The sequence below is a fragment of the Thioclava electrotropha genome, assembly GCF_002085925.2.
In the GTDB taxonomy this organism is placed as follows: domain Bacteria; phylum Pseudomonadota; class Alphaproteobacteria; order Rhodobacterales; family Rhodobacteraceae; genus Thioclava; species Thioclava electrotropha.
Window position 1 is genome coordinate 2,882,978 of the sequence record NZ_CP053562.1, and the last position, 23,985, is coordinate 2,906,962.

Annotated in this window: 26 protein-coding genes; 13 read left to right on the top strand and 13 right to left on the bottom strand. The window is 64.4% G+C overall.

The window, feature by feature from the left end:
* Positions 1-50 precede the first annotated feature (50 nt).
* From gltX to AKL02_RS13725, 7 genes are all read left to right on the top strand, one after another.
* Positions 51-1,445 (top strand): glutamate--tRNA ligase, encoded by a 1,395-nt coding sequence (gene gltX / locus AKL02_RS13695; protein WP_083078141.1) that lies wholly within the window; start codon positions 51-53, stop codon positions 1,443-1,445.
* Between the two features lie 79 nt (positions 1,446-1,524).
* A complete protein-coding gene (gene gltA, locus AKL02_RS13700; RefSeq protein ID WP_078520131.1) occupies positions 1,525-2,820 on the top strand; it encodes a citrate synthase in 1,296 nt (431 codons plus the stop codon).
* Positions 2,821-2,954: 134 nt separating this feature from the next.
* The gene (locus AKL02_RS13705) at positions 2,955-3,371 is read left to right on the top strand and encodes a DUF1284 domain-containing protein (protein ID WP_083078142.1); all 417 of its coding nucleotides are present in this window, start codon (positions 2,955-2,957) and stop codon (positions 3,369-3,371) included.
* Between the two features lie 137 nt (positions 3,372-3,508).
* A complete protein-coding gene (locus tag AKL02_RS13710) occupies positions 3,509-4,183 on the top strand; it encodes an SDR family NAD(P)-dependent oxidoreductase (protein ID WP_083078143.1) in 675 nt (224 codons plus the stop codon).
* A gap of 137 nt (positions 4,184-4,320) precedes the next feature.
* The gene (gene surE, locus AKL02_RS13715) at positions 4,321-5,106 is read left to right on the top strand and encodes a 5'/3'-nucleotidase SurE (protein WP_078542835.1); all 786 of its coding nucleotides are present in this window, start codon (positions 4,321-4,323) and stop codon (positions 5,104-5,106) included.
* Positions 5,103-5,759: a protein-L-isoaspartate(D-aspartate) O-methyltransferase gene (locus tag AKL02_RS13720; RefSeq protein WP_083078144.1), complete on the top strand. Its 657-nt coding sequence runs from the start codon at positions 5,103-5,105 to the stop codon at positions 5,757-5,759. The genes surE and AKL02_RS13720 overlap by 4 nt, the downstream gene beginning before the upstream one ends.
* A gap of 54 nt (positions 5,760-5,813) precedes the next feature.
* The gene (locus tag AKL02_RS13725) at positions 5,814-7,007 is read left to right on the top strand and encodes a LysM peptidoglycan-binding domain-containing M23 family metallopeptidase (RefSeq protein WP_078606259.1); all 1,194 of its coding nucleotides are present in this window, start codon (positions 5,814-5,816) and stop codon (positions 7,005-7,007) included.
* Between the two features lie 51 nt (positions 7,008-7,058).
* Here AKL02_RS13725 and AKL02_RS13730 read toward each other — a convergent pair whose 3' ends face one another.
* A complete protein-coding gene (locus AKL02_RS13730) occupies positions 7,059-7,484 on the bottom strand; it encodes an Lrp/AsnC family transcriptional regulator (protein ID WP_083078145.1) in 426 nt (141 codons plus the stop codon).
* Between the two features lie 121 nt (positions 7,485-7,605).
* Here AKL02_RS13730 and rocF point away from each other — a divergent pair, with 121 nt between their 5' ends.
* The 3 genes from rocF (at position 7,606) to AKL02_RS13745 (ending at position 10,967) form a co-directional block, all read left to right on the top strand.
* Positions 7,606-8,532: an arginase gene (rocF, locus tag AKL02_RS13735; RefSeq protein ID WP_083078146.1), complete on the top strand. Its 927-nt coding sequence runs from the start codon at positions 7,606-7,608 to the stop codon at positions 8,530-8,532.
* Between the two features lie 5 nt (positions 8,533-8,537).
* On the top strand, positions 8,538-9,587 hold the full coding sequence (locus tag AKL02_RS13740; protein ID WP_083078210.1) for an ornithine cyclodeaminase: 1,050 nt from the start codon (positions 8,538-8,540) through the stop codon (positions 9,585-9,587).
* 69 nt (positions 9,588-9,656) lie between these two features.
* Positions 9,657-10,967, top strand: a complete 1,311-nt coding sequence (locus AKL02_RS13745; RefSeq protein WP_083078147.1) for an NAD(P)/FAD-dependent oxidoreductase — start codon at positions 9,657-9,659, stop codon at positions 10,965-10,967.
* A gap of 39 nt (positions 10,968-11,006) precedes the next feature.
* On the opposite strand, the gene AKL02_RS13750 is transcribed toward AKL02_RS13745, so the two are convergent.
* From AKL02_RS13750 to AKL02_RS13765, 4 genes are all read right to left on the bottom strand, one after another.
* Complete coding sequence (locus AKL02_RS13750) at positions 11,007-11,849, bottom strand: ATP-binding protein (RefSeq protein ID WP_083078148.1); 843 nt, start codon at positions 11,847-11,849, stop codon at positions 11,007-11,009.
* Positions 11,846-12,718, bottom strand: a complete 873-nt coding sequence (tatC, locus tag AKL02_RS13755) for a twin-arginine translocase subunit TatC (protein ID WP_083078149.1) — start codon at positions 12,716-12,718, stop codon at positions 11,846-11,848. The genes AKL02_RS13750 and tatC overlap by 4 nt, the downstream gene beginning before the upstream one ends.
* Positions 12,715-13,350, bottom strand: a complete 636-nt coding sequence (gene tatB / locus AKL02_RS13760) for a Sec-independent protein translocase protein TatB (RefSeq protein WP_078601716.1) — start codon at positions 13,348-13,350, stop codon at positions 12,715-12,717. The genes tatC and tatB overlap by 4 nt, the downstream gene beginning before the upstream one ends.
* A gap of 77 nt (positions 13,351-13,427) precedes the next feature.
* Positions 13,428-13,655 carry a twin-arginine translocase TatA/TatE family subunit gene (locus AKL02_RS13765; RefSeq protein ID WP_078520142.1) on the bottom strand — a complete coding sequence of 76 codons (228 nt, stop codon included), beginning with the start codon at positions 13,653-13,655 and terminating at the stop codon, positions 13,428-13,430.
* Positions 13,656-13,842: 187 nt separating this feature from the next.
* Between AKL02_RS13765 and AKL02_RS13770 the strand changes: the two genes are divergently transcribed.
* The 3 genes from AKL02_RS13770 (at position 13,843) to AKL02_RS13780 (ending at position 15,585) form a co-directional block, all read left to right on the top strand.
* A complete protein-coding gene (locus AKL02_RS13770; RefSeq protein WP_078547795.1) occupies positions 13,843-14,235 on the top strand; it encodes a helix-turn-helix transcriptional regulator in 393 nt (130 codons plus the stop codon).
* Between the two features lie 40 nt (positions 14,236-14,275).
* Positions 14,276-14,920, top strand: coding sequence for a MarC family protein (locus AKL02_RS13775; RefSeq protein WP_078520144.1), 645 nt, complete (start codon positions 14,276-14,278; stop codon positions 14,918-14,920).
* A gap of 71 nt (positions 14,921-14,991) precedes the next feature.
* On the top strand, positions 14,992-15,585 hold the full coding sequence (locus AKL02_RS13780) for a retropepsin-like aspartic protease family protein (protein WP_083078150.1): 594 nt from the start codon (positions 14,992-14,994) through the stop codon (positions 15,583-15,585).
* Positions 15,586-15,817: 232 nt separating this feature from the next.
* On the opposite strand, the gene AKL02_RS13785 is transcribed toward AKL02_RS13780, so the two are convergent.
* The 8 genes from AKL02_RS13785 to soxX all read right to left on the bottom strand — a co-directional run bounded on the left by AKL02_RS13785 (position 15,818) and on the right by soxX (position 23,828).
* A complete protein-coding gene (locus tag AKL02_RS13785; protein ID WP_083078151.1) occupies positions 15,818-17,053 on the bottom strand; it encodes a glycerate kinase type-2 family protein in 1,236 nt (411 codons plus the stop codon).
* Between the two features lie 191 nt (positions 17,054-17,244).
* On the bottom strand, positions 17,245-18,366 hold the full coding sequence (locus AKL02_RS13790) for a c-type cytochrome (protein ID WP_083078152.1): 1,122 nt from the start codon (positions 18,364-18,366) through the stop codon (positions 17,245-17,247).
* On the bottom strand, positions 18,347-19,657 hold the full coding sequence (soxC, locus tag AKL02_RS13795; protein WP_078520148.1) for a sulfite dehydrogenase: 1,311 nt from the start codon (positions 19,655-19,657) through the stop codon (positions 18,347-18,349). Before soxC ends, AKL02_RS13790 begins: the two co-directional genes overlap by 20 nt.
* 59 nt (positions 19,658-19,716) lie before the next feature.
* Positions 19,717-21,408, bottom strand: coding sequence for a thiosulfohydrolase SoxB (gene soxB, locus AKL02_RS13800; protein ID WP_083078153.1), 1,692 nt, complete (start codon positions 21,406-21,408; stop codon positions 19,717-19,719).
* Positions 21,409-21,564: 156 nt separating this feature from the next.
* Positions 21,565-22,425, bottom strand: coding sequence for a sulfur oxidation c-type cytochrome SoxA (gene soxA, locus AKL02_RS13805; RefSeq protein ID WP_078520150.1), 861 nt, complete (start codon positions 22,423-22,425; stop codon positions 21,565-21,567).
* A 114-nt stretch (positions 22,426-22,539) separates the two neighbouring features.
* A complete protein-coding gene (soxZ, locus tag AKL02_RS13810; RefSeq protein ID WP_078520151.1) occupies positions 22,540-22,866 on the bottom strand; it encodes a thiosulfate oxidation carrier complex protein SoxZ in 327 nt (108 codons plus the stop codon).
* 25 nt (positions 22,867-22,891) lie between these two features.
* Positions 22,892-23,314 carry a thiosulfate oxidation carrier protein SoxY gene (gene soxY, locus AKL02_RS13815; protein ID WP_078520152.1) on the bottom strand — a complete coding sequence of 141 codons (423 nt, stop codon included), beginning with the start codon at positions 23,312-23,314 and terminating at the stop codon, positions 22,892-22,894.
* 37 nt (positions 23,315-23,351) lie between these two features.
* Positions 23,352-23,828 carry a sulfur oxidation c-type cytochrome SoxX gene (gene soxX / locus AKL02_RS13820; protein ID WP_083078154.1) on the bottom strand — a complete coding sequence of 159 codons (477 nt, stop codon included), beginning with the start codon at positions 23,826-23,828 and terminating at the stop codon, positions 23,352-23,354.
* Between the last annotated feature and the right edge of the window lie 157 nt (positions 23,829-23,985).

Sequence of the window (23,985 nt, forward strand, 5' to 3'; positions counted from 1 at the left end):
TCCGATAGGTTAACGCGGGCCGGTAAGAGCCCGCGAAGAAAGGTCCCGACATGTCCGACCAGATTGTCACCCGTTTCGCCCCCTCGCCCACCGGCTATCTGCATATCGGCGGTGCGCGCACGGCCCTGTTCAACTGGCTCTATGCCCGTGGGCGCGGCGGCAAATTCCTGCTGCGTATCGAGGATACCGATCGCGAACGCTCCACCCCCGAGGCCACGGCGGCGATCCTGCAGGGGCTCGAATGGCTTGGGCTCGATTATGACGGCGACGTGGTGAGCCAGGCTGCGGGCGCGGCCCGCCATGCCGAGGTCGCCCATCAGATGCTGGAGAAGGGCCACGCCTATAAGTGCTTCTCCACGCAGGAAGAGATCGCGGCCTTCCGCGAGGACCCGGAGAACAAGGGGCAGATGTTCCCCTCGCCGTGGCGCGATGCCGATCCCGCGACGCATCCGGATGCGCCCTATGTGATCCGTCTGAAAGCGCCCCGCGAGGGCACGACCGTAATCACCGACGCCGTGCAGGGCGAGGTGACGATCCGCAACGATCAGCTCGATGACATGATTTGTTTACGTTCTGATGGCACACCCACCTACATGCTGGCCGTTGTCGTCGATGACCATGATATGGGCGTGACCCATGTGATCCGCGGGGACGACCATCTCGTCAATGCCGCGCGGCAGATGCTGGTCTATCGCGCGATGGGCTGGGACGTGCCCACCTTCGCGCATATCCCGCTGATCCACGGCCCCGACGGCAAGAAGCTGTCGAAGCGCCACGGCGCGGTCGGCCTCGAGCAGTATCAGGCGATGGGCTATCCCGCGACGGGGATGCGCAACTACCTCGCGCGGCTCGGCTGGAGCCATGGCGACGACGAATTCTTCACCGACGATCAGGCGAAGGGATGGTTCGACATCACCGGCATCAACAAGGCGCCGGCGCGGCTCGATTTCAAGAAGCTCGAAAATATCTGCGGCCAGCATATCGCCATCACCGATGAGGCCGAATTGCTGCGCGAAATCGAAGGTTATCTCGCAGCTGCAGAAAAACCCCCGCTGGGTGACGCACAGAAAACTGCGCTTATGCGCACGCTTCCCATCGTGAAGGGCTCGGCAAAAATGCTCCCGCAACTCCTTGAAAAGGCGCATTTCTCGCTGACGCAGCGCCCGATCGAGATCGAAGAGAAAGCGGCCAAGGCGCTCGATGATGTATCCCGTGGTATACTGAGTGAATTGACCTTTGCGCTGCAACGCGCTAATTGGTCGCGGGAAGACCTGGAAGCCGCCGTCGGACAGGTTGCCGAAGCGCACGGACTGGGCCTTGGGAAGGTCGCTGCTCCGATGCGGGCGGCCTTGGCGGGGCGAGCGGCTACCCCCAGCGTATTCGATATGATGCTCGTTTTGGGCCAAGAGGAAACTCTGGCACGACTCGACGATCAGGCGGCCTGAGGCCTGGCCGCCCTCTCCGGACGCCTGTCCGGACGCGATAGACCGGCGCGGCCCAGCCGGAGGATGAAAGGGAATTTACATGGCAGACAACTCGAAGACCGCCACGCTCTCGCTTGACGGACAAACCTATGAGCTTCCCGTGCTCTCGCCCTCGGCTGGTCCCGACGTGCTCGATATCCGCAAGCTCTACGGTCAAGCCGACGTCTTCACCTACGATCCGGGCTTCACCTCGACCGCAGCCTGCGAGTCCAAGATCACCTTCATCGATGGTGGCAAGGGCGAGCTGCTGTATCGCGGCTACCCGATCGACCAGCTCGCCTCGGAATCGCACTATCTCGAAGTGTGCTACCTGCTTCTCTACGGGGAACTGCCGAGCAAGCAGCAGATGGAAGATTTCGAATATCGCGTGACCCGTCACACGATGATCCACGAGCAGATGAAGCAATTCTTCCAGGGCTTCCGCCGTGACAGCCACCCGATGGCGACCATGGTCGGCGTCGTGGGCGCGCTCTCGGCCTTCTATCACGACAGCCTCGACATTTCGGACCCGTGGCAGCGCGAAGTCGCTTCGATCCGTCTGATCGCGAAGCTGCCGACGATCGCCGCGATGGCCTACAAGTATTCGATCGGTCAGCCCTTCGTCTATCCGAAGAACGAGCTGAGCTACGCCGAGAACTTCCTGCATATGTGCTTCTCGGTCCCGGCCGAAGACTACAAGATCGAGCCGGCGCTCGCGAAGGCGATGGACCGTATCTTCACGCTCCATGCCGATCACGAGCAGAACGCCTCGACCTCGACCGTGCGTCTGGCAGGCTCCTCGGGCGCGAACCCGTTCGCCTGTATCGCAGCCGGCATCGCCTGCCTCTGGGGCCCCGCCCACGGCGGCGCAAACCAGGCCTGCCTCGAGATGCTGCGCGAAATCGGCACCGTCGATCAGATCCCGGAATACATCAAGCGCGCCAAGGACAAGGATGATCCCTTCCGCCTGATGGGCTTCGGCCACCGCGTCTACAAGAACTTCGACCCGCGCGCGAAGGTCATGAAGGAATCGGCGGACGAGGTTCTCGACCTGCTCGGCATCCACGACAACGAGACCCTTCAGGTCGCTAAGGAACTCGAGAAGATCGCTCTGGAGGACGACTATTTCGTCTCGAAGAAGCTCTATCCGAATGTCGACTTCTACTCGGGCATCATCCTCGAGGCGATGGGCTTCCCGACCTCGATGTTCACCCCGATCTTCGCGCTCTCGCGCACCGTCGGCTGGATCTCGCAGTGGAAAGAGATGATCGAAGATCCGACCGGCAAGATCGGTCGCCCGCGTCAGCTTTACACCGGCGCGACCTATCGCGATTACGTCGATATCGCCAAGCGCTGAGCGTAAGCCAAATCATTGCGGGCCGGAGGGGAGACCTTCCGGCCCATTTTCTATTCTGATACCGGGAAAAGGGGGCGCTGCCCCCTTCTGGCTGCGCCATTCATCCCCCGGGATATTTACCCAAGAGCGAAGACATGGCTGACCGTCTGACATATCGCCCGCATCATTTCCTCTGCTCGCTTGGCTTCGAGGGGAAGGGATATTCGGATCTCTTCACCGCGAATATGACCGAGATCGTCGAAGGACGCCTGCGGCGCGCGGACGGCGCGGCGGTGGAGATCGAGGTGGTGGGCGCGGCGGATGATATCTGCGGCCCCTGCCCGTCGCGGCGCGGATCGGGCTGCACTGCACAGGCGAAGATCGACCGGCTGGACGCGGCCCATGCCGAGGCGTTGGATATTACACCGGGCGATGTGCTGACATGGGGCGAGGCGCTGGAGCGGATGGCCGCCCTGCCCGCCGATGTGCACCAGACGATCTGCGCCGAATGCCAATGGCTGAGCGCGGGCATGTGCGCCGCCGCCCTCGCCCGACTTCAGGACACAGAATAGCGCTGCCCCGGGTCAGGAGGGCGGCACTGTAAAGCTGCCCAACGCGCTCGCCCGTCAGTTTGCAAAACAGCGGGAAAGGCGCGGGACGTGCATCTGCACGCTTGCGCGACGCCGGGTGTGGTGGCAAGAAACGCGCCATGAGCACGGATCAGACCCAAGACCCTTCGCAGGGCAAGAAACTGGCGCTTGTCACAGGCGCTTCGCGTGGCCTTGGCGGGGCGATCGCCGAAGCTTTGGCCGCAGATGGCTGGCACGTCATGGCCGTCGCACGGACCACCGGCGCGCTGGAAGAGCTTGACGACCGCATTCAGGCGAAGGGCGGCACGGCCTCGCTCGGTCCGCTCGACGTGACCGAGCCCGATCAGATGGCGCATCTCGCGCAGTCGATCGGCGCGCGCTGGGGCGGGCTCGATCTTTGGGTGCACACGGCGATCCATGCCGCGCCGCTCTCGCCGACCGGGCATATCGACGCGAAGGAGCTGGCCAATTCGGTCAAGGTGAACGTGACCGCGACCGCGCAGCTCATCGGGCTGATGGAGCCGCTGCTGCTTGCACGCGAGGGCACCGCGCTGGCCTTCGACGATCCGCGTGCGGGCCAGAAATTCTTCGGCATCTATGGAGCTACGAAAGCCGCGCAGATGGCAATGCTGCGCTCGTGGCAGGCTGAGACGGTGAAAATCGGGCCGCGCGTGATGATTGCGGAGCCTGCACCGATGGCGACCGCGCTGCGCGGACGGTTCTTCCCCGGCGAAGATCGCGATGCGCTGACGGACCGCCACGCCGAGGCGCGGCGCATCCTCGACACGCTCTGAGAACGACCAAAGCGCCGCCGAATTGGCCTTCGGCTGCGGCGCTTTGGCGACACATCCGCACTGTCGCCCGCCCCCGCTTTACCCTTCATCCGCCGCACGGTAAGCATCGGGTGACGCGACGGCGAACTGGGGGCAACATGCGTATTCTCATCACCAATGACGACGGGATCGACGCACCGGGACTGGCCGTTCTGGGCGAGATCGCCGAAGAACTTGCAGGCCCCGATGGCGAGGTCTGGACGGTCGCGCCGGCCTTCGAGCAATCGGGCGTCGGCCATTGCATCTCCTACACCCGACCGATGATGATCTCGAAACTGGCAGAGCGCCGTTTCGCAGCCGAGGGCAGCCCCGCCGATTGCGTGATGGCTGGGCTCTACGACGTGCTGGAGGAGCAGCGACCTGATCTGGTGCTCTCGGGCGTGAACCGGGGCAACAACTCCGCCGATAACGCGCTTTATTCCGGCACATTGGGCGGCGCGATGGAGGCGGCGCTGCAAGGCGTGCCCGCGATCGCCCTGTCGCAATTCATCGGCCCCGAGGTCTTCAACGCCCCCGACATGTTCGAGGCAGCCCGGGTCCATGGCGCGGCGCTCGTGCGCAAGCTTATCGATCAGGGCATCTGGGACGATGGCGATTACCGGGTCTTCTACAACGTCAATTTCCCGCCGGTGCTGGCCAAGGACGTCAAAGGCCACAAGGTCGCAGCCCAGGGCTTCCGCAAGGATTGCTTCTTCTCGACCGAGGCGCATCACGCGCCCTCGGGGCGGCGTTTCCTCTGGATCAAGGGCGGCCCGCAGCACACGCCGACGCAGCCGGGCACCGATGCGGCTGTCAATCTCGACGGCTATATCTCGGTCACGCCGATGCGCGCCGATCTGACGGCACATGACGTGATCGCCGATCTGGAGGCCCGTCTGGGATGAGCGAGGGTGCGGAAGAGGATCTGGCCGAGCGCAAGATGCGGTTCCTCTTCGCACTGCGTTCCAAGGGCGTGACCGACGCGCGCACCCTGCACGCGATGGAGGGGATCGACCGCGGCCAGTTCGTGCGCGGCATTTTCGCCGATCGCGCCTATGAGGATATGCCGCTGCCGATCGCCTGCGGGCAGACGATTTCGCAGCCCTCGGTCGTCGGGCTGATGACGCAAGCCGCGGATGTGGGTTCACGCGACACCGTGCTCGAGATTGGCACCGGCTCGGGTTATCAGGCCGCGATCCTGAGCCAGCTCGCCCGTCGCGTCTATACAGTGGACCGACACCGCAGGCTGGTGCGCGAGGCCGAAGGCGTCTTCACCGCGCTGCGGCTCACCAATATCGTCGCGATTTCCGGGGACGGCTCGCACGGGCTGCCCGATCAGGCGCCCTTTGATCGAATCATCGTGACTGCCGCTGCGGAAGACCCTCCCGGGCCGCTCTTGGCCCAGCTGAAGATCGGGGGTATCATGGTTCTACCCGTGGGCCAGTCGGACACGGTGCAAAGCCTGATCCGGGTGCGCCGGCTCGAGACGGGTTTCGATTACGAAGAATTACGTCCGGTGCGCTTTGTTCCCCTCGTAGAGGGCGTGGCAAACGACTAAGTGGCAGGTAAGAACGGACCCCGAAGAGGTCTGAGAGACAGTGAGGACGAGCGGATGGCAACGAAGATTTCCCGGCTGCGGCTGATCCTGGCAGGTGGAGTCGCGCTGACGGCGTTGGCCGCCTGTAACCCGAACGGGTTCGATCTGGACATGCGCGGCTATGGCAATGGCGGGCTCGACACGAGCGCCGCCGCCCGGCAGGCGGTGCAGGACCGCCCCCGCCCGAATGATCAGGGCATCATCACCTACCCGAATTATCAGGTCGTCGTGGCGCGCCGCGGCGATACGGTCAATTCCGTCGCGCAGCGGATCGGCACCGATCCCGGCGCGCTGGCTCGCTACAACGCGGTCTCGCCCGATGCGGTGCTGAACGCGGGCGAAGTGCTGGCCCTGCCCAACAAGGTCGCGACCACGGGCGGCTCCACGACGCCGGGCAACTCCAGTGCCCTGACCTCTGAGACGATCGACATCACCTCGCTCGCCTCGAACGCGATCGATAGATCGCAGGCGAACCAGCCCGCCAAACCGACGCCGGCCTCGGCCCCGGTCTCCACCAACAGCGCCGAGCCGATCCGCCACAAGGTCGCACGCGGCGAGACCGCCTATTCCATCGCGCGCTACTACTCGGTGCCGGTGAAGGCGCTGGCCGAGTGGAACGGGCTGCCGAACGACCTGCGCGTGCGTGAAGGTCAGGTGCTGATCATCCCGGTCGCGTCGAGCCGCCAGCCTGCGAAGGTCGAGACCGCGACGGCGACGACTGCGCCGGGCACCGGTTCGCCGACCCCGGTGCCGCCCTCGGCGGCAGAGCCCCTGCCCCAGAAGACACCGCCGAAAGCGTCCGAGCCGGTCAAGACGAAGACTCCGGACATGAGCACCGATCGCACCAAGGCGTCGGACACGTCGAAGATGGCGATGCCGGTGCCGGGTTCGATCATCCGCCCCTACAAGAAGGGCTCGAACGACGGCGTGGATATCTCGGCCACGGCCGGAACTTCGGTGAAAGCCGCCGAGAGCGGCACCGTGCTGCTGATCAGCCAGGACACCGACGATGTCGCCTTCCTCGCGATCAAGCATCCCGACAATCTGGTGACGGTCTATTACAACGTGACCGGCATCACGGTGAAAAAAGGCGCGAGCGTCAAGCGCGGCCAGACCATCGCGAAGGTCGCGTCCGGCGATCAGGGCTATCTCCATTTCGAGGTCCGCAAGGGGATCGATTCCGTCGATCCGATGCCCTACCTCAATTGATCTCGCGCGGCGGGCCGGAGATGTTCCGGCCCGCCCGCACGCCCTGCCCGCTCATCCCGCGACAGGCGCAAGCAGCAGACAGCTCTCACTGTTGAGCACCCCCGGAATTTCCCGAATATCGCGCAAGGCCCGGTCGAATTCGCCCAGGGTCTCGGCCCGGATTTCCGCCACCAGATCCCAGTTGCCATTGGTCGCGAAGACCGTCGCGACTTCGGGGATGCGATGCAGCGCCCGGATCACCGCGCGCGACATCTTGCCCTGTAATTCCACCATCGTAATCGCGCGCACCTGCCCTTCGACGTCGGTCTCCGTCTCGATCGTGAAGCGGCGGATCTGCCCCGAGGCGATCAACGCCTCCAGACGTGTCCGGGCAGTGGTGCGCGAGACGCCGACATGCAGCGCCAGATCGGTGATGGAGAGCCGCGCATCGTCGCGCAGAGCCGCGAGGATCGCACGGTCCGTATCGTCGAGCTGCATGCTCCCTCCGTTTTGCGTAGTACTTTGATCGTTTTGCACAAATTTAGTTCCGTTTTGCGCAAATTGACAAGCGAAACCTCTGCGCCATTTCGTCAGACTAAGACCAACAAGGGAGATCTCGATGACACGCACAGTTTCGATTCTGGGCGCGCCTATTCAAACTGGCGCTTCGCAACCCGGCTGCATCATGGGACCGGCCAGCCTGCGCATCGCGGGGCTGGGCGACATCCTGACCGAGCTGGGCTGGGAGGTGGATGATCTGGGCGACCTGTCGATTCCCCCGCAAGAGCCGGTGCCGCACAAGAACCCCGCGATCCACGATCTGGCCGAAACCCGTGCCTGGATCGAGGCGCTGTCGCAGGCGGCTTTCGACGCCGCGCAGACCCATGACCGCCCGATCTTCATCGGCGGCGATCACGCGCTGGCCGCAGGCACGCTAAGCGGCCTTGCGCGGCACGCGAAGACGCAAGATCGCCCCTTGTTCGTCCTGTGGCTCGACGCGCACCCGGACCTGCACACGCTGGAGACGACGACCAGCGGCAACCTGCACGGCACCCCGGTGGCCTATGTCACCGGCCAACCCGATTTCGAGGCCTTCCCGCCGCTGGAGGCCAGCATCGATCCGAAGAATTTCTGCATGATGGGCATCCGCTCGGTCGATCCGGCGGAACGCGAGCACATCAAGCAGATCGGCTTGGAAGTCCATGACATGCGCGCCATCGACGAGACCGGCGTGCTGGCGCCCCTGCGCGCCTTCCTTGACCGCGTGCGCGAAGCCAACGGCCTGCTGCATGTCAGCTTCGACGTCGATTTCCTCGACCCCGGCATCGCGCCCGCCGTCGGCACGACCGTGCCGGGCGGCGCCACGTTCCGCGAGGCGCATCTGATCATGGAAGAGGTCGGCGACAGCGACCTCGTGACCTCGCTCGACATTGTCGAGCTCAACCCTTTCCTCGACGAACGCGGCCGCACGGCGAAACTGCTGTGCGACCTCGCCGCCAGCCTCTTTGGCCGCCGCGTTCTCGACCGCATGACACGGAGCTTTTGATGGATATGTCCCCTCTCGCCCCCTCCAAACTGGCCTTCGTGCCCTTCGTTTCCGTCGCCAACATGATGAAGCTGGTGAACGAGATCGGCCCCGAACAGGTGATGCGCGACCTCGCCGCCTATATCGAAGAGGATTTCCGCCGCTGGCCGGATTTCGACAAGACGCCGCGCGTGGCAAGCCATTCTGCGGAGGGCGTGATCGAGCTGATGCCGACCGCGGACGCCGAGAATTACGGCTTCAAATACGTCAACGGCCACCCAAAGAACGGACGCACCGGGCACCAGACCGTGACGGCCTTCGGCGTGCTGTCCTCGGTCGCGACGGGCTACCCGCTGCTGATGACCGAGATGACGATGCTGACGGCGTTGCGTACCGCGGCGACCTCGGCGCTGGTGGGCAAATACCTCGCCCCGAAAGGCGCGAGCGTCATGGGCATGATCGGCAATGGCGCGCAATGCGAGTTTCAGGCGCTGGCCTTCCGCGCGATCTGCGGCATCGACACGTTGCGGCTCTATGACATCGACCCGACGGCGACCGAGAAGGCCGCGAAGAACCTGATCGCGCAGGGGTTCAGCGTCACCAAATGCCGCTCGGCCGAGGAAGCCGTCGAGGGCGCGCAGGTAATCACCACCTGCACCGCCGACAAGCAATATGCGACGATCCTGACCGACAACATGGTCGGCTCCGGCATCCACATCAACGCGATCGGCGGCGACTGCCCCGGCAAGACCGAACTGCATCGCGACATCCTTACCCGCTCGGAAATCTTCGTCGAATACCCGCCGCAGACCCGCATCGAGGGCGAGATCCAGGCGCTCGACGAGGACCACCCCGTGACCGAGCTGTGGAAAGTCATGCGCGGCGAGGCCGAGGGCCGTCGCGACGCGAAACAGATCACGCTGTTCGATTCCGTGGGCTTCGCGATCGAGGATTTCAGCGCGCTGCGCTACATCCATGACCGCGTGAAGGATGGCGACTACGCGCAGATGCTCGATCTTATGGCAGACCCCGACGATCCGCGCGATTTGTTCGGGATGCTGACGCGGGCGGGCTGAGCCCCGCTTGCGCTCGGGCGCGGCGCGTGGCACCGAATGCCAAACGCCCCTTTCAGACGAGTGCGCGACATGACCCATCAGACCCACCCCTATGCGGGCGACGGCAGCCACACCGGCAGCTACTACGCGGCTTCGGCCAATCCGGCCCCTTTGCGCGCGGAACTGGTGGGCGAACAGGAGGCCGATATCTGCGTCGTGGGCGCAGGCTTCTCGGGCCTCTCAACCGCGCTGCATCTGGCGGAGAAGGGCTACAGCGTCACCGTCGTCGAAGGCGCACGCATCGGCTGGGGCGCCTCGGGCCGCAATGGCGGTCAGGTCGTGAACGGGCTGAACGCCAGCCTCGACGTGATCGAGAGCCGCTACGGGCAGGACACCGCGAATTTCGTGGCAGGCCTCGTGATGGAAGGCGGCGACATCATCCGCGAGCGCGTCGCGACCTATGACATCCAATGCGACCTGAAGCCGGGCAATGTCTTCGCGGGGCTGACGGCGAAGCACATGCAAGAGCTGGAAGCGCGCTGGAAGCTCTGGCGCAGCTACGGCATCGAAAGCCAGGAGATGCTGAGCCGCGAGCAGATGCGCGAGCACGCGAATTCCGACCTCTATGCAGGCGGCATGATCGACCATAAGGGCGGCCATCTGCATCCCCTCAACCTCGCGCTTGGCGAGGCGGCGGCAGTCGAGAAACTCGGCGGCACGATCTACGAGATGTCGCCCGTCACGTCCGTCGATACCGACGCCGCGCGCCCGGTCATCAGGACCGCGAAGGGCCAGATCACCGCGAAGACGCTGGTGCTGTGTGGCAATGCCTATCTCGGCCATGTGGTGCCCACGCTGGAGCGCCGCGTGATGCCCGTCTCGACGCAGGTCATGGCGACCGAGCCGCTGGGCGAAGCGAAGGCCCACGAGTTGATGCCGTCTGACGCCTGTATCGAGGACGTGCGCTACATCCTCGACTATTACCGCATGTCTGCCGACAACCGCCTGCTGTTCGGTGGCGGCACGGTCTATGGCGGGGCGGACCCGAAGGACATCAAGGCGAAGCTCTGGAAGAACCTCGAGAAGGTCTTCCCGCAGCTGAAGGGCACGAAGATCGACTACGCCTGGTCGGGCAATTTCGCGCTGTCCTTTAGCCGTGTGCCGCAGATGGGCCGGATCGGGCAGAACACCTATTTCGCGCATGGCTACTCGGGCCACGGCGTCACCGGGTCGCACACTTTCGGACGCATCCTGTCGGAGGCGATCAACGGCGATCTGACCCGGTTCGACACGTTTGCGAAACTGCCGTGGATCCCGTTCCCCGGCGGGCGCACCTTCCGTGTGCCCTACTCGGTCGCGGGGTCGTGGTGGTACGCGCTGCGCGATCGGCTGGGGGTCTGAGCCCCCTGCCCGCGACGCCAGTTATGCGGCGAGGCGCGCTTACAGCGCGACGCCGCGCCGCCCGGCCAGATCGGTGAAATACTGCCATGCCACGCGGCCCGAACGCGCCCCGCGCGTGGCCTGCCATTCGATGGCCTCGGCGCGCAGGTCTTCGTCGGCAATCTCCACGCCATAGCTGTCGCAATAGCCGCGGATCATCGTGAGGTATTCGTCCTGCGAACACGGGTGGAAGCCCAGCCACAGCCCGAAACGATCCGACAGCGAGACTTTCTCCTCCACCGCCTCGGACGGGCTGATCGCGGTCGAACGCTCGTTCTCGATCATGTCGCGCGGCATCAGGTGACGCCGGTTCGACGTGGCATAGAGGATCACGTTCGCGGGCCGCCCCTCGATCCCGCCATCCAGCACTGCTTTCAGCGATTTGTAATGCTGATCGTCATGGCTGAACGAGAGATCGTCACAGAACAGGATGAAGCGCATCTCGGGCGCGTCGCGCAGATGCGCGAGCAGACGGCCGACAGAGGGCAGATCCTCGCGCGCAAGCTCCACCAGCTTGAGCGGCAGCCCCTCGGCCACCGCTGCCGCGTGGGCCGCTTTCACGAGCGAGGACTTCCCCATCCCGCGCGCGCCCCACAGCAGCGCATTGTTCGCCGCCGCACCGCGCGCGAATTGCAGCGTGTTGGCCAGCAGCGTTTCGCGCGAGCGGTCGATGCCGTGCAGCAGGCTGAGGTCGACGCGGTTCACCTGCGGCACGGGCTCCAGCCGATCCGGCGCCGTGTGCCAGATGAACGCGCTGGCCGAGGCGAAGTCGGGCGCGGGCTGCGGAGCGGGCGAGAGCCGCTCCAGCGCCGTGGCGATCCGGTTCAGCGCCGCGTCACTCATGCCTTGCCGTCCTTCTCGTCCTCTTCGTCCTCGTCCTCGTCCCACTCGTCGGGGTCGATCCAGGTGCCTTCAGCGCGCATCCGGGCTTCGCGGGTCTTCTCGATCCGTTTCACGAGCTGGATGGAAATCTCGTAGAGACCGTAAACCACAGTGAACAGAATGACTTGGCTGATCACATCCGGGGGCGTGGCAATTGCCGCCACCACGAGGATCGCGACCACCGCGTATTTGCGCATGTTGCCGAGACCTTCGGAGGACACCAGCCCCGCCTTGCCCATCAGCGACAGCAGCACGGGCAGCTGGAAACAGATCCCGAAGGCCATGACGAACTTGATCGTCAGGTTGAGATATTCCTGTACCGAGCCCTGGAACCCGATGGCGGCCATCTCGTTCGCGCCCGAAGTCGCGCCGATCTCGCCCTGCTGGAAGCCGAGGAAGAAGTTAAAGGCCAGCGGCAGGATGATGTAATAGGCAAACGCCGCGCCAAGGAAGAACATCACCGGCGAGGCGATCAGGAAGGGCAGGAACGCGTTCTTCTCGTTGCGATAGAGGCCCGGCGCCACGAACCGCCACATCTGATAGGCGATGATCGGGAAAGCCAGGGCAAAACCGCCGAGGAAAGAGATGTTGATCGCGACGAAGAAGCCTTCCTGCAGCTTGATCAGGTAGAGGCCGCATTGCTCGCCGCGCGATTCCAGTGCCGAGCAGACCGGGCGGGTCAGGAAGTTGAAGATCGGGTTCCAGACCGTGTAGCAGACCACCATCGCGACGATGAAGGCCCCCAGCGAATAGAGGATGCGCGTGCGCAGTTCGGCAAGGTGCTCGATCAGCGGGGCCGAGCTTTCCTCGATCTCGTTATTGTCGCTCATGCGTCACCCTTCTTCGCGGCGGGTTTCTTCGCCGCCGTCTTTTTGGCCGCCGGTTTGGCACCGGTTTTCGCGGCGGGTTTACTGCTCGACTTGGTTGCCGGCTTGGCGCTGGATTTCGCTGCGGTCGAAGTGCCCGTCTTGGTGCCAGTCGTCTTGGCGCCAGTCTTGGCTGCGGTCTTCGGCGCGGCTTTCTTCGCAGCGGGCTTGGCCGCCGGCTTGCTTGCCGTCTTGGATGTCTCGGGTTTGGCCGTCTCGGCCGGGCTCGCCTCGGGTTGAGCTGCCTCAGGCTTGGGCGGCTCCGCCTCGGGATCGGGCTTGAGCGAGGTCTTCCCACTCTCGGACCGGCCCGGCTCCCATTTCTCGAACGCATCGGTCGCTTTTTCCAGCGCGTCGAGCCCGAGCGATTTCTTGGACGCCAGCGATTTCAGATCGCGCACGGAGCCCGCGGCTTCATCAAGCCCGGTATCCTTCGCCGCATCTTCCATCGCCCGCGAAAACTCGCGCCCCATCGCCTTGGCCTTCGCAGTGATGCGGCCAAGCTGGTGGAACATCTTGGGCAGATCCTTCGGCCCCACGACGATCAGCGCCACGACGCCGATCAGCAGAAGCTCGCTCCAACCGATGTCTAACATGAGTGCTCAGGCCTCCGGCCGATTGAGGACGCAAAGGCAAACGGGCACCAGCCCGCAACCCCCGAATGCGATCAGGCTCAGGCCTTGTCTTTTTCTTTCTGGACTTCGTCAGCCGGGGTCACGTCACGTGCCTCGTCGACGGTGCCGTCCTCGATTTCTTTCGAGCCGTCGCTCACGCCTTTCTTGAAGGCGGTGATGCCCTTGCCGACTTCACCCATGAGCGAGGAAATCTTGCCGCGGCCAAAAAGAACCAGAACCACGACGGCGATCAGAAGAAGGCCGGGAAGGCCGATATTGTTGAGCATTGTTGTCTCTCCTCTGGTCACGGGCCCGCCGCCCGCGCCTTATGTCGGTCCCGAGTTTTAGGATCATGCGGGCCTCAATCCTAGAGCGATTCCGCCCAAACGGGGCTTTGAGGGGCAGATTACTGACAGTTCATTGTCAGTTGCCCTCCCTCGCGTTACCCTTCTCGCGACCCGATCGGAGAACCCCATGACCCGCGACGAGCGGCTGCAACAGATCATCGCTATCCTGCGCGACGGCAAGATGCATCGTGCCAGCGATCTGGCCGAGCGGCTGGGCGTTTCCGCCCGCACGATCTGGCGCGACATGGCGGAAATCTCGGCCTATGGGGTGCCTGTCGAGGGCGAGCGCGGCGTGGGCTACATCCTGCGCCGGGCGGTGGGGCTACCGCCTCTGGTGCTGACCCGCGAAGAGCTGGCCGCACTCGATCACCTGCTCGATCTGGCCGAGGCGGTGGACGATCCGCGCCTTGCCGGAGGGGCCGCGAGCCTGGCCGCGAAGATCCGCGCCGCCCTGCCCTCTGCGCCCGTCGAAGCCTCTCCCGAAGACGCCGGGGAAGGACTGGCGGGGGATCGGGGATGACGCTAGGCTCGCCCGCGAAACTTGGAAGGGATGCCCCCACGTGATCGGTGCCGAATACATCACTGCTTTCGTGACGCTTTTCGTCATCATCGATCCAATCGGTCTGGCCCCGGTCTTCATCGCGCTGACGCTGGGCGAAAGCCACCGCGCGCGTCTGCGCATCGCCTTCCGCGCGCTCATCATTGCCGCCGTGCTGCTGACGCTGTTCGGCATCTTCGGCGACAAGATCCTCGCCGGGATCGGCATCTCCATGCCCGCCTTCCGCATCGCGGGCGGGGTGCTTTTGTTCCTCACCGCGCTCGACATGCTGTTCGAACGCCGCACCAAGCGCCGCGAGGCGCAGGGCGAGGAGCACGAGGCCGACCCCGAGACCGATCCGTCCGTCTTCCCGCTGGCGACGCCGCTGCTGGCCGGCCCCGGCGCGATGGCCACGATGATCCTGCTGGCAGGGCGCGAGGGCGGCGACTGGCTGCATGTCGTGGCGATCATCGCCATGATGCTTCTGGTGCTGGGCTGCGTGCTCGTGATGTTCCTGCTGGCAACGCCGATCGAGCGCGCGCTGGGGCGCACCGGCACGATGGTCGTCACCCGGCTGCTGGGGATGCTGCTGGCCGCGCTGGCGATCCAGTTCATCCTCGACGGGCTGCACGGTGCGGGGCTGATGGGCGGCGTCCCGACCGGCTGAGGCAATCCGCCCTCTGGGAAAGTCACCTGCGCGGACCTATCTGAAAGAGATCGGTAGGGGTAACGAGGATCATGGTGGAGACGATCATCAGCGAAAACTGGGGACGGCTGGTCTATCTGAGCCTCCTGCTCGTCGCCGTGGGCGGGTATTTCGTGCTCGAAATCCGCCGCCGCCCCGGGCGCACCATGCAACAGGCCGCGATCTGGGGGCTGATCTTTCTCGGCACGCTCGCCGCGGTCGGGCTCTGGACCGATATCCAGCGGCAAGTGACGATTCCCGATCAGGCGGTGATGCGCGATGGCCGGATCGAGGTGCCGCAAGCGCCCGACGGGCATTATTACCTCACCGCGGAGGTCAACGGCACGCCGATCCGCTTCGTCGTCGATACCGGCGCGAGCCAGATCGTGCTGACCCAGCGCGCCGCCGAGCGCGCGGGCATCCACACTTCCGATCTCGCCTATATCGGGCAGGCGCGCACCGCCAACGGCATCGTCGCGACCGCGCCGGTGCGCCTGGAGCGCTTCGATCTGGGGCCGATCCACGACAGCAACCTGCGCGCCGTGGTCAATCGCGGCTCGATGGATACCTCGCTTCTGGGCATGACCTATCTCACCCGCTTCGCGAAGGTGGAATTCGCGCGGGGCACGCTGATCCTCGAACGCTGAGCGGGCGCGGCCCGCAATCGTCGTGATCCTGCCTTTTTCGTGCCTCAATCTTTGCCGAGGCTCCGAGGGCGCCCGCCGTTCAGGCCGCGCCACTCAGGCTTCGTTACGAGGAAAACACGCATGGTTGCTTTCGACACCCTCGCTCTCGCGATCATCACCGTCGCCGCAATTCGCGAAGTCTATCTCCGCCTGCGCCCGATGATGCGCTCTGCCGAAGCAGAGCGCGGCTAAGCTAGCCTTTCACCAGAACCGCGAGATCGGCCACATTCGTGCCGGTCGCCCCCGTCATCAGCAGCGCATCCGCCGCTTGCAGGACGTGATAGCTGTCGTTGCGCGCAAGCGCCGCATCGCAGTCGACGCCCGCCGCCCGCGCCGCCGCGCAGGTCTGCGGCCCCACGAGACCGCCCGCCGCATCCGTCGGACCGTCACGGCCATCGGTGCCGCCCGAGAGGAAGCGCCACGCGCCCTCGATCCCGGCCGCTTCCGCCGCACAAGCCACGCGCAGAGCGAGCTCCTGATTGCGCCCGCCGCGCCCGTCGCCCTTGATCGTCACGGTGGTCTCCCCGCCCATGACCAAAGCGCCTGCGGGCATATCGCGCAGCAGAGCCACGATCTGCGGCGCAAGATCGGCCACGTCCCCATCCAGCGCGAAGGGCGCCGCCTCGGCCCCTGCCGAGACCATCGCCGCGACCGACAGACCGTTCGCCCCGATCAGACGGTTGCGGGCAGCGGGGAGCGCGGGCTCGGCGCCGGAGGCTTCCAAATGCGCCTGCACAGGGGCGGGCAGCGCCTCCCAGATTCCGAGATCACGACAGAGCTGCGCCGCCTCGGCCCGCGTGCCGATCGGCTCGACCGTCGGCCCCGAGGCAATCACGCGCAGATCGTCGCCCGGCACATCGGACAGGATCAGGCCGGTCACGGGGGCCGCGCTGGCGAGCAGCCAGCCGCCGCCCTTGAGCTGGGACAGTTGCTGGCGGATCAGGTTCATCTGCGTGATATCCGCCCCGCAGCCGAGCAGCAGGCGGCTGACTTCGGCCTTGTCCGACAGGCTCAGCCCCTCGGCGGGGGCGACGGCCAGCGCGGAGCCGCCGCCGGAGATCAGCGCCAGAACCCGATCCTCCGGCCCACAGCCCTGCAAGCACTCCAGAATCGCGCGCCCTGCCCGCTCGCTGCCGTCTCCCGGCACCGGGTGGTCGCCCGCGATCAGCGTGACGCCCGCGCGCGGGGTAGCCGCTTCGGCATTTTCGGGATTGGTCACGACCAGCGCCTGCGCCTCCGCGGGCAGCGCGTCCAGCGCCGCGGCAGTCATCGCCAGCGCCGCCTTGCCGAGCGCGATCACCTGCCAGCGCCCGCCCGGCCCCGGCGGGTTGTCCATCGCCCATCCCATCGCGCGGGTCACCCCCGCTGCCGGGTCGGCCGTCTTCACCCCGATGTCGAACAATTCGCGCGCGCGTGCTTCCAGATCCATTCCTGCCCCCTTGGTTTGGTGCAAGTATCCCCGGGGAGCGGCGGGCTGCAACCCCGCCGGCGGAAGACAAGCCAGACGCGGCACGAAATGAAAAGACGCCCGCGGGGAGCGCGGGCGTCGAAACACGATCAGGCGGAAGGCCCCTGTCGGTTTAAGTGAGCGGGGACCGAAGCCCCCGCCCGGGGAGGGTATTAGCCACCTTGGCTCTCGATGTAGGCGAGCACCGCCTTGACGTCTTCGGGGTCTTTCAGACCGGCGAAGGACATCCGGTTCTTCGGAATGTAGCCCTTCGGATCGGCGAGATACTCCTCGACCGTTTGCTCGGTCCAGACCAGACCGTCCTCGCCGTGCTGCTTCATCGCGCTCGAGTATTTGAAGCCATCAGCCGTCCCGGCCTGACGCCCGATCAGCCCGTTGAGCACCGGACCGACGCGGTTCTTCGCGTCTTCGCCGACTTGGTGGCAGGCCTTACACTTCTTGAAGACCTTCTCGCCAGCCGCGACCAGCTCCGGGTCAGCCGAGAGGCTTTCCGCCGGTGCAGCCTCTGCCTTGGCTTCCTCCGCAGCCGCCGGAGCGTCCTGCGCCGGAGCTTCGGCAGTGTCGGTTTGGGCCGTATCGCTTTGGGCCGTGTCGGTTTCCGCAGAAGTATCGGCAGCCGCCGTGTCTTCGCCGTTGCCCTCATTGGGGGTCACGTCGAGAATGGTCGCCTTCTTGGTGATCTGCACGTCGGTCTTACAGTCGCTCATGCAAGCGGCTTCCGAGAACTTCGGCACTTCGACCTCATCGCGGTTATCCACGATGAACCCATCCGCGTTCGGCATCTCCACGTCGAGGAAGTTATCCTTCGTGAGGACGAAATCGTCCTCCACGAGATAGTTCGAGTAGAGGATGTAGGCGACGATGGCGTAGGTCTCGTCGACGGTCAGCGTCTGCGCGTTGCCGAACGGCATCGAGCGGTGCGCATAGTCCCAGACGGTCGACAGGTAGGGCCAGTAGGAACCGACGGTCTTCACCGGGTCCTTGTTGGCCAGCGTCCCGTCGCCCCCGGCCAGTTTCGGCCAGTTGTCGACGCCCTCGGCGAAATCGCCGTGACACGCCGCGCAATTGTCGCCGAAGATTTTCTCGCCATCGGCAACCGAACCCGACCCTTCGGGAAGGTTCTTGCCATCGGGGAAGACCTCGACGGTCCAGGCGTTGATTTCCTCGGGCAGCGCTTCGCGCCCCAGACCGTATTTCTCGGCCAGAGCGGGCGTCGCGACGAGCGGAGCGGCCAGAAGCGTGGCCAGCAGCAGATTACGACGACACTTCGACATTCTCGGACTCCCCGTTTTCCTTGACCCACCAGGTCTGGATACCGTTGTTGTGATAGACCGAATTCTCGCCACGGATCGCGCGGAGCGCGTCCTTGGTCGGCTGAACGTAGCCGGTGGAATCGGTAGCGCGGGACTGAAGGAGCATCTCCGAACCGTCCCAGTCGATCTCGAGGTAGAAGCGCGAGACCGCCTTGTCGGTACCCGGCTCGGCCAGACGGGCTTCCTGCCAGTTCGCACCGCCATCGATCGACACGTCGACCTTGGTGATGTGACCACGACCCGACCAGGCCATGCCGGTGATGACCAGCGGGCCCTTGCCGTGCTTGATCGGCATCTGCGGGCTGGGCGAGGTGACGACCGATTTGGCGTCCATGACCCAGGTCCACTTGCGCGACGTGCCATCGGCGAGCGTGTCGGTGTATTTCGAGGTTTCTTCGCGCGACTGCACGGCCTCGTCGGTGACTTCGAGGCGACGGAGCCACTTCACCCACATGTTGCCTTCCCAGCCCGGAACCACGAGGCGCACCGGATAGCCGTGCTCCTTGCGCAGTGCCTCGCCGTTGGCCTTGATGGCCACGAGACAGTCGTCGAGCGCTTTCTCCAGCGGGATCGAGCGGCCGTTCGAGGACGCGTCGGCGCCTTCGGCATAGACCCACTTGTCCTTGATCTGGTCGCCGAGATTGGTGATCCCCGCTTCTTCGAGCAGCGTCCGCAGCGGGATGCCCGAATATTGCATGTTGTGGATCATGCCCTGGGTGAACTGCGCACCGTTGAGCTGTGCACCAGCCCATTCCATGCCCGAGTTCGCGGCGCATTCGAGGAAGTAGGTGCGGTTCTCACGCGGGAAACGCTCCAGATCCTCGTAGGTGAAGACCAGCGGCTTATCGACGAGGCCGTTGATCATCAGGCGGTAGTCTTCCTTCTTCAGCTCGATCGCGCCCGAGTGGTGACGCTCGAAGGCGCAGCCGGTGGGGGTGATCGTGCCGTCGAGGGCGTGGATCGGCGTGAAGTTGATCGACGAAATCGTATCCGCCGTCAGCCAGCCGACATTGCGGCGGATGACGTCATCTTCGAATTCGATCGGCAGGCCATAGGGGGTTGCATCGACCCCGTCGCCCCAGCCCGAAGCCCAAGGCTGAACTTCGGTGATCAACGGATCGGGTTGCGTTTGCGCGCGCGCGGCACCAGCACCTGCGGCCATCGCACCGACCGCAGCCCCTGCGCGGAGGAACCCGCGGCGGCTGAGGGCGGCATTGGTGGCCGGGTTGCCCTGGCGTTCCTTGTCGTCCATGTGTTTTCCTCCAGTCTCTAACCCCCTGCGGGGCGCAATCATCGACGGGCGGGACCGGCTTAAACGCCGGTCACGACCACCGAGTCATTCGGTTTCAAGTCAACGGTTTTGATCTTGCGCAGGTGATCGGCGATCACGTCCCAGATCTGCGGCCCTTCGGTGCCTTCGTTGACCGAGGCCCAACCCGTCACGACGTAGTTGCGTGCCGGGTCGATATCGGAGCCGTCCTTGAGGAGCGTCATGTTGGAAATCCGCTCGCCGATCGGCTTCGAAACGTCGATGTGGTAGCCCATGCCACCCACACGAACCATGTCCCCGCCCTGCTGGTAGTAGGGGTCGGAGTTGAAGATGTTGTCGGCCACGTCTTCGAGAATGGTCTTGATCAGCTCGCCCGTCATCTCGGTGCGATAGTTCTCGCCATAGGTCATCGAAGTGGCGTTGAGCACGTCTTCCATGGTGATTTTCTGACCGGGGATCAGCGAGGGCCCCCAGCGCACGCCCGGGCTCATCGCGATCTCGGCGTCCTGCTCGGACAGCATCGCTTCGCAGATCAGGTCGTCCCAGGTGCCGTTGAAGTTGCCGCGGCGGTAGAGCAGCGAGTTCGTCTCACCCACGACTTCCTCGAGCTCGGCCTTGTAGGGCTCGCGATGGCCCATGATGACGTCGGTCATCTCTTTGTCGGGCTCGATCACGTCGGAGAAGATCGGGATCAGCTTGTGGCGGAAGCCCATCATCTTGCCGTCGCGCACGTCGAGATCGACGCGGGAAACGAATTTGCCGTTCGACCCCGAGGCGATCAGGATCGTCTCGCCCACCAGGACCGGCTCGGGAATGGCGTCATGGGTGTGACCGGTGAGGATCACGTCGATGCCCTTCACGCGGCTCGCCATCTTGTGGTCCACGTCGAAGCCGTTATGCGACAGGCAGACGACCAGATCGACGCCCTTCGCACGAACCTCGTCGACCATCGCCTGCATGCGCTCTTCGCGGATACCGAAGGAATAGTCGGGGAACATCCAGCCGGGGTTCGCGATCGGCATGTAGGGGAAGGCCTGACCGATGACCGCGATCTGCGTGCCGTTGCGCTCGAAGATCTTGTAGGGCTCGTAGGCGGGCTCGTCCCATTCGGCGTCGAAGATGTTCGCGCCGAGGAAGGGGAAGGGAAGGCCGTCGACGATCTCGTTCACGCGGTCCTGACCATAGGTCCATTCCCAGTGCGAGGTCATCGCCTCGACGCCGAGCGTGTTCATGACGTCGACCATGTTCTGGCCCTTGGTCTTCAGCGCGACCATCGAGCCATGCCAGGTGTCGCCGCCATCGAGCAGCAGCGCGTCGGGACGCTCGGCCTTGATCGCTTTCACGATCGTCGCCACGCGGTCCATGCCGCCCATTTTGCCGTAGGACTTCGCGAGATCGGTGAAGTTCTCGTAGGTCAGCGCGTAGGCATCGGGGGTGTTCGGCTCGATGTTGAACATCTTGAGGAAATCCGCGCCGGTGACATGCGGCGGACGGCCCTTGGCCTCACCCACGCCGAGGTTGATTTCCGGCTCGCGGAAATAGATCGGCATCGCTTGCGCGTGGATGTCGGTGATGTGGATCAGCGTGACGTTGCCCAGCGGCTCGAACTGCAGGAGCTGGTCCTGAGTCAGCGACTGCTGCGCCATGGCGCGCGACCAGCGCGACAGGCCCGAAGCACCGAGGATAGTCGAGGCGGCCAAGCTCGCCTGAAGAAATTCCCGCCGGGAAATCATGCGATGTGTCTCCTTCTTCTCACCGGGCCCGTGCGCCCGGCGGTCGTTTCATTCGGGTAAATTGACAAACAAATTCAGACAGATATTAAAAATTGAATATGTTGAAACGAAACGCGCGGGACAGGGAGGCCCCTGCCCCGCGCATCAAGTCAAAGGTCAGGGACGGACGCCGCCGCCCTCGATGTCGAGACCCAGGCCGCGCGAGGCGACGTAGAGCTCAAGATTGCGGAACTCGTCCGAACCGGGGCTGTAGGTTTCCGCGCGCGTGTCGCGGATACAGCCTTTGAAGCGGTTATGGATCGACACCACGCCCGCGTTCTTCAGACGGTAGACCGGGAAGCCCTGGATCTGGCCCTGGCTCAGGTGGTCCGCGCGGATGTAGTTGCCGTAGTTCTCTTCGTGGCACGACGCGCAGGACAGTTCGAGCTGGCCGTAGCGGGTGTAGTACATCTCTTTGCCCTTCTCCCAGAAAGGCTGGGCGTCGCCGTCGATCTTGACGCTGACGGGCATGCCACGCGACTCGACCGCGATTGCGGTGGTCATGTTGTGCATCGGAGTGCTGTCCCAGCCCCAGGCTTCGGCGCCCATGCGGTTGGTGCGGCAATCGTTGATGTAATCTTCCATCGACCACAGTTTGCCGGCTTCGTTCACCTTCGGCATCGAGGCGCGGACGCCTTTCATGCCTTCGCTGATGTCGCCGTGGCAATCCGCGCAGGACTTGCCCTCGGAGCCGTCAGCGGTCGACCAGGTTTCCTGGCCTTGCTCGGCGAAGATCATGATCGGGTTGTCGAAGTCGTCCTGTTCCATCGCACGGGTCTCGTCCGTGCGGAAGAGCCAGCCGGAATAGACCTCGTCGAGGTGCCCTTCGAGGTGATCGGCGGCGGGCGCCTTCACCGTGATCGGGGTGTCGCCGTTGATGACGAGTTCGTCGTCAGCCATTTCGGCGTGCAGCGCCGCGGTGCTGAGCGCGAAGGCTGCAGTGGCGGCTAGGATGGTGCGGCTGGTGCGCAACGTCATATTCTGTGTCCTCCCTGGGTGTGCCCCGCGCCCATCGATCTCCCCAAACAGGCGCGGTTCTCTGTTCTTGGTGAGGCGGCGCGCTCCCTCACGCGCCGCTAGCCATTCGGCCGATCAGCTCACTTCGATCTTCTGGCTGTCTTCGTAGGTCGAGCCGTCATCATCGTACCAGGTGAACTTGAACTCACCCGATTCCGGGACTTTCGCCTCGAATTCGATGTAGGGGTTCGTCGAGATCGCCGGCTCGAGGGTCACGTCGACGACGTTCTCACCGTTGAAGTCGCAGGTGAAGCGATTGATGATCTCGCGCGGGATGACGTTGCCGTCTTTATCCTTGCGCTGACCCGATTCCATCGGGTGCGAGATCAGGGTTTTGATGGTGATCGTGTCACCGGCCGAAGCTTTTTTCGGCACTTTTACGCGGGGTCTCACGCCTTTCATGGTCTTGTCTCCTCAGATACCGAATTTAGCCGCCGCAGCCGCCGATGGTGACCTTCACGGTCGATTTCGCCTGAACGAAGCTACCGTCAGCCATCTTGGCGACAGCGATCACGTCCTGGGTCTTCGAGAGGCGAATGCGGGTCGAAGCCATCTGCGAGCCAGCCAACGGACCGAACTTGAAGGTCACGACGTCGGGCGTCGGGTTGCCGGTCGCGAAGACCGCGATCTCGGTTGCGCCAGGCGCATCCACGGAGATCGGAACGGTGTTCCCGTTCTCGGCGATTTCCGGCGCGGTCAGGGTGACGCCGTCACCCATTGCGGCATCGGCGCCGCCGGTGAACTTGGCGATGGCGTCGGCACCGGCATCGGCCAGCGCGGGCAGCGGCAGCATGGAAGCGGCAACGCCGCCCATCGCCAGCGCCAGCGCGTCACGTCTGGTCATGGTCATGTTGTATCTTCTCCTCTCGGGTTTGTCGTTCAGAGGGTCACTCTTCCTTGAGGGTCATCAAGAAAGCGACCACATCCTCAACCTGTCGTGCATTCAAAATCGGCGGCAGATCGGCAGGCGCAGCCTTGCCGGTGTACCCGTCGCCGGGGCGAATGAAGGGGCCGGTCTTATACATCGCCGGCATTACCGTGCCTTCGAACGTGTGCTTGGCATCGACGACGATGCCGCGCAGCTGCGACTCGTCCCAGCGGTCGGCAGCGCCGTTCAGCTCCGGGCCGACATTGCCTTGGAACGACGCGTCGAGCGCCGAGACCTTATGGCAGGCCACGCAGTTGCCCAGCGACTTGGTCGCCGCGACTTCTGCGCCTTTAGCTGCATCGCCCGGCTGGCCGGTCAGCGACTCGGCCACCGCGCCCACATCGGTGAATTTGACATCCATCGGCGCGGTTTCTGCGATCGCGGCGCTGGCTGCGAAGGTGACGGCCATTGCGGCCCACGCAACGTGGCGTTTCATAGAAGTCCTCCCAAATTCTCTCCCTGACTCACTTTTAAGCGAGCGCGCTACAGTGGTGCAATGGATAAATTCAAAAAACCGCATATTTTCCAATATGTTCACTCGGATATATCGAAGCATACAGCCGTATACCCAAGATTTTTTTAGCAAAATCAGA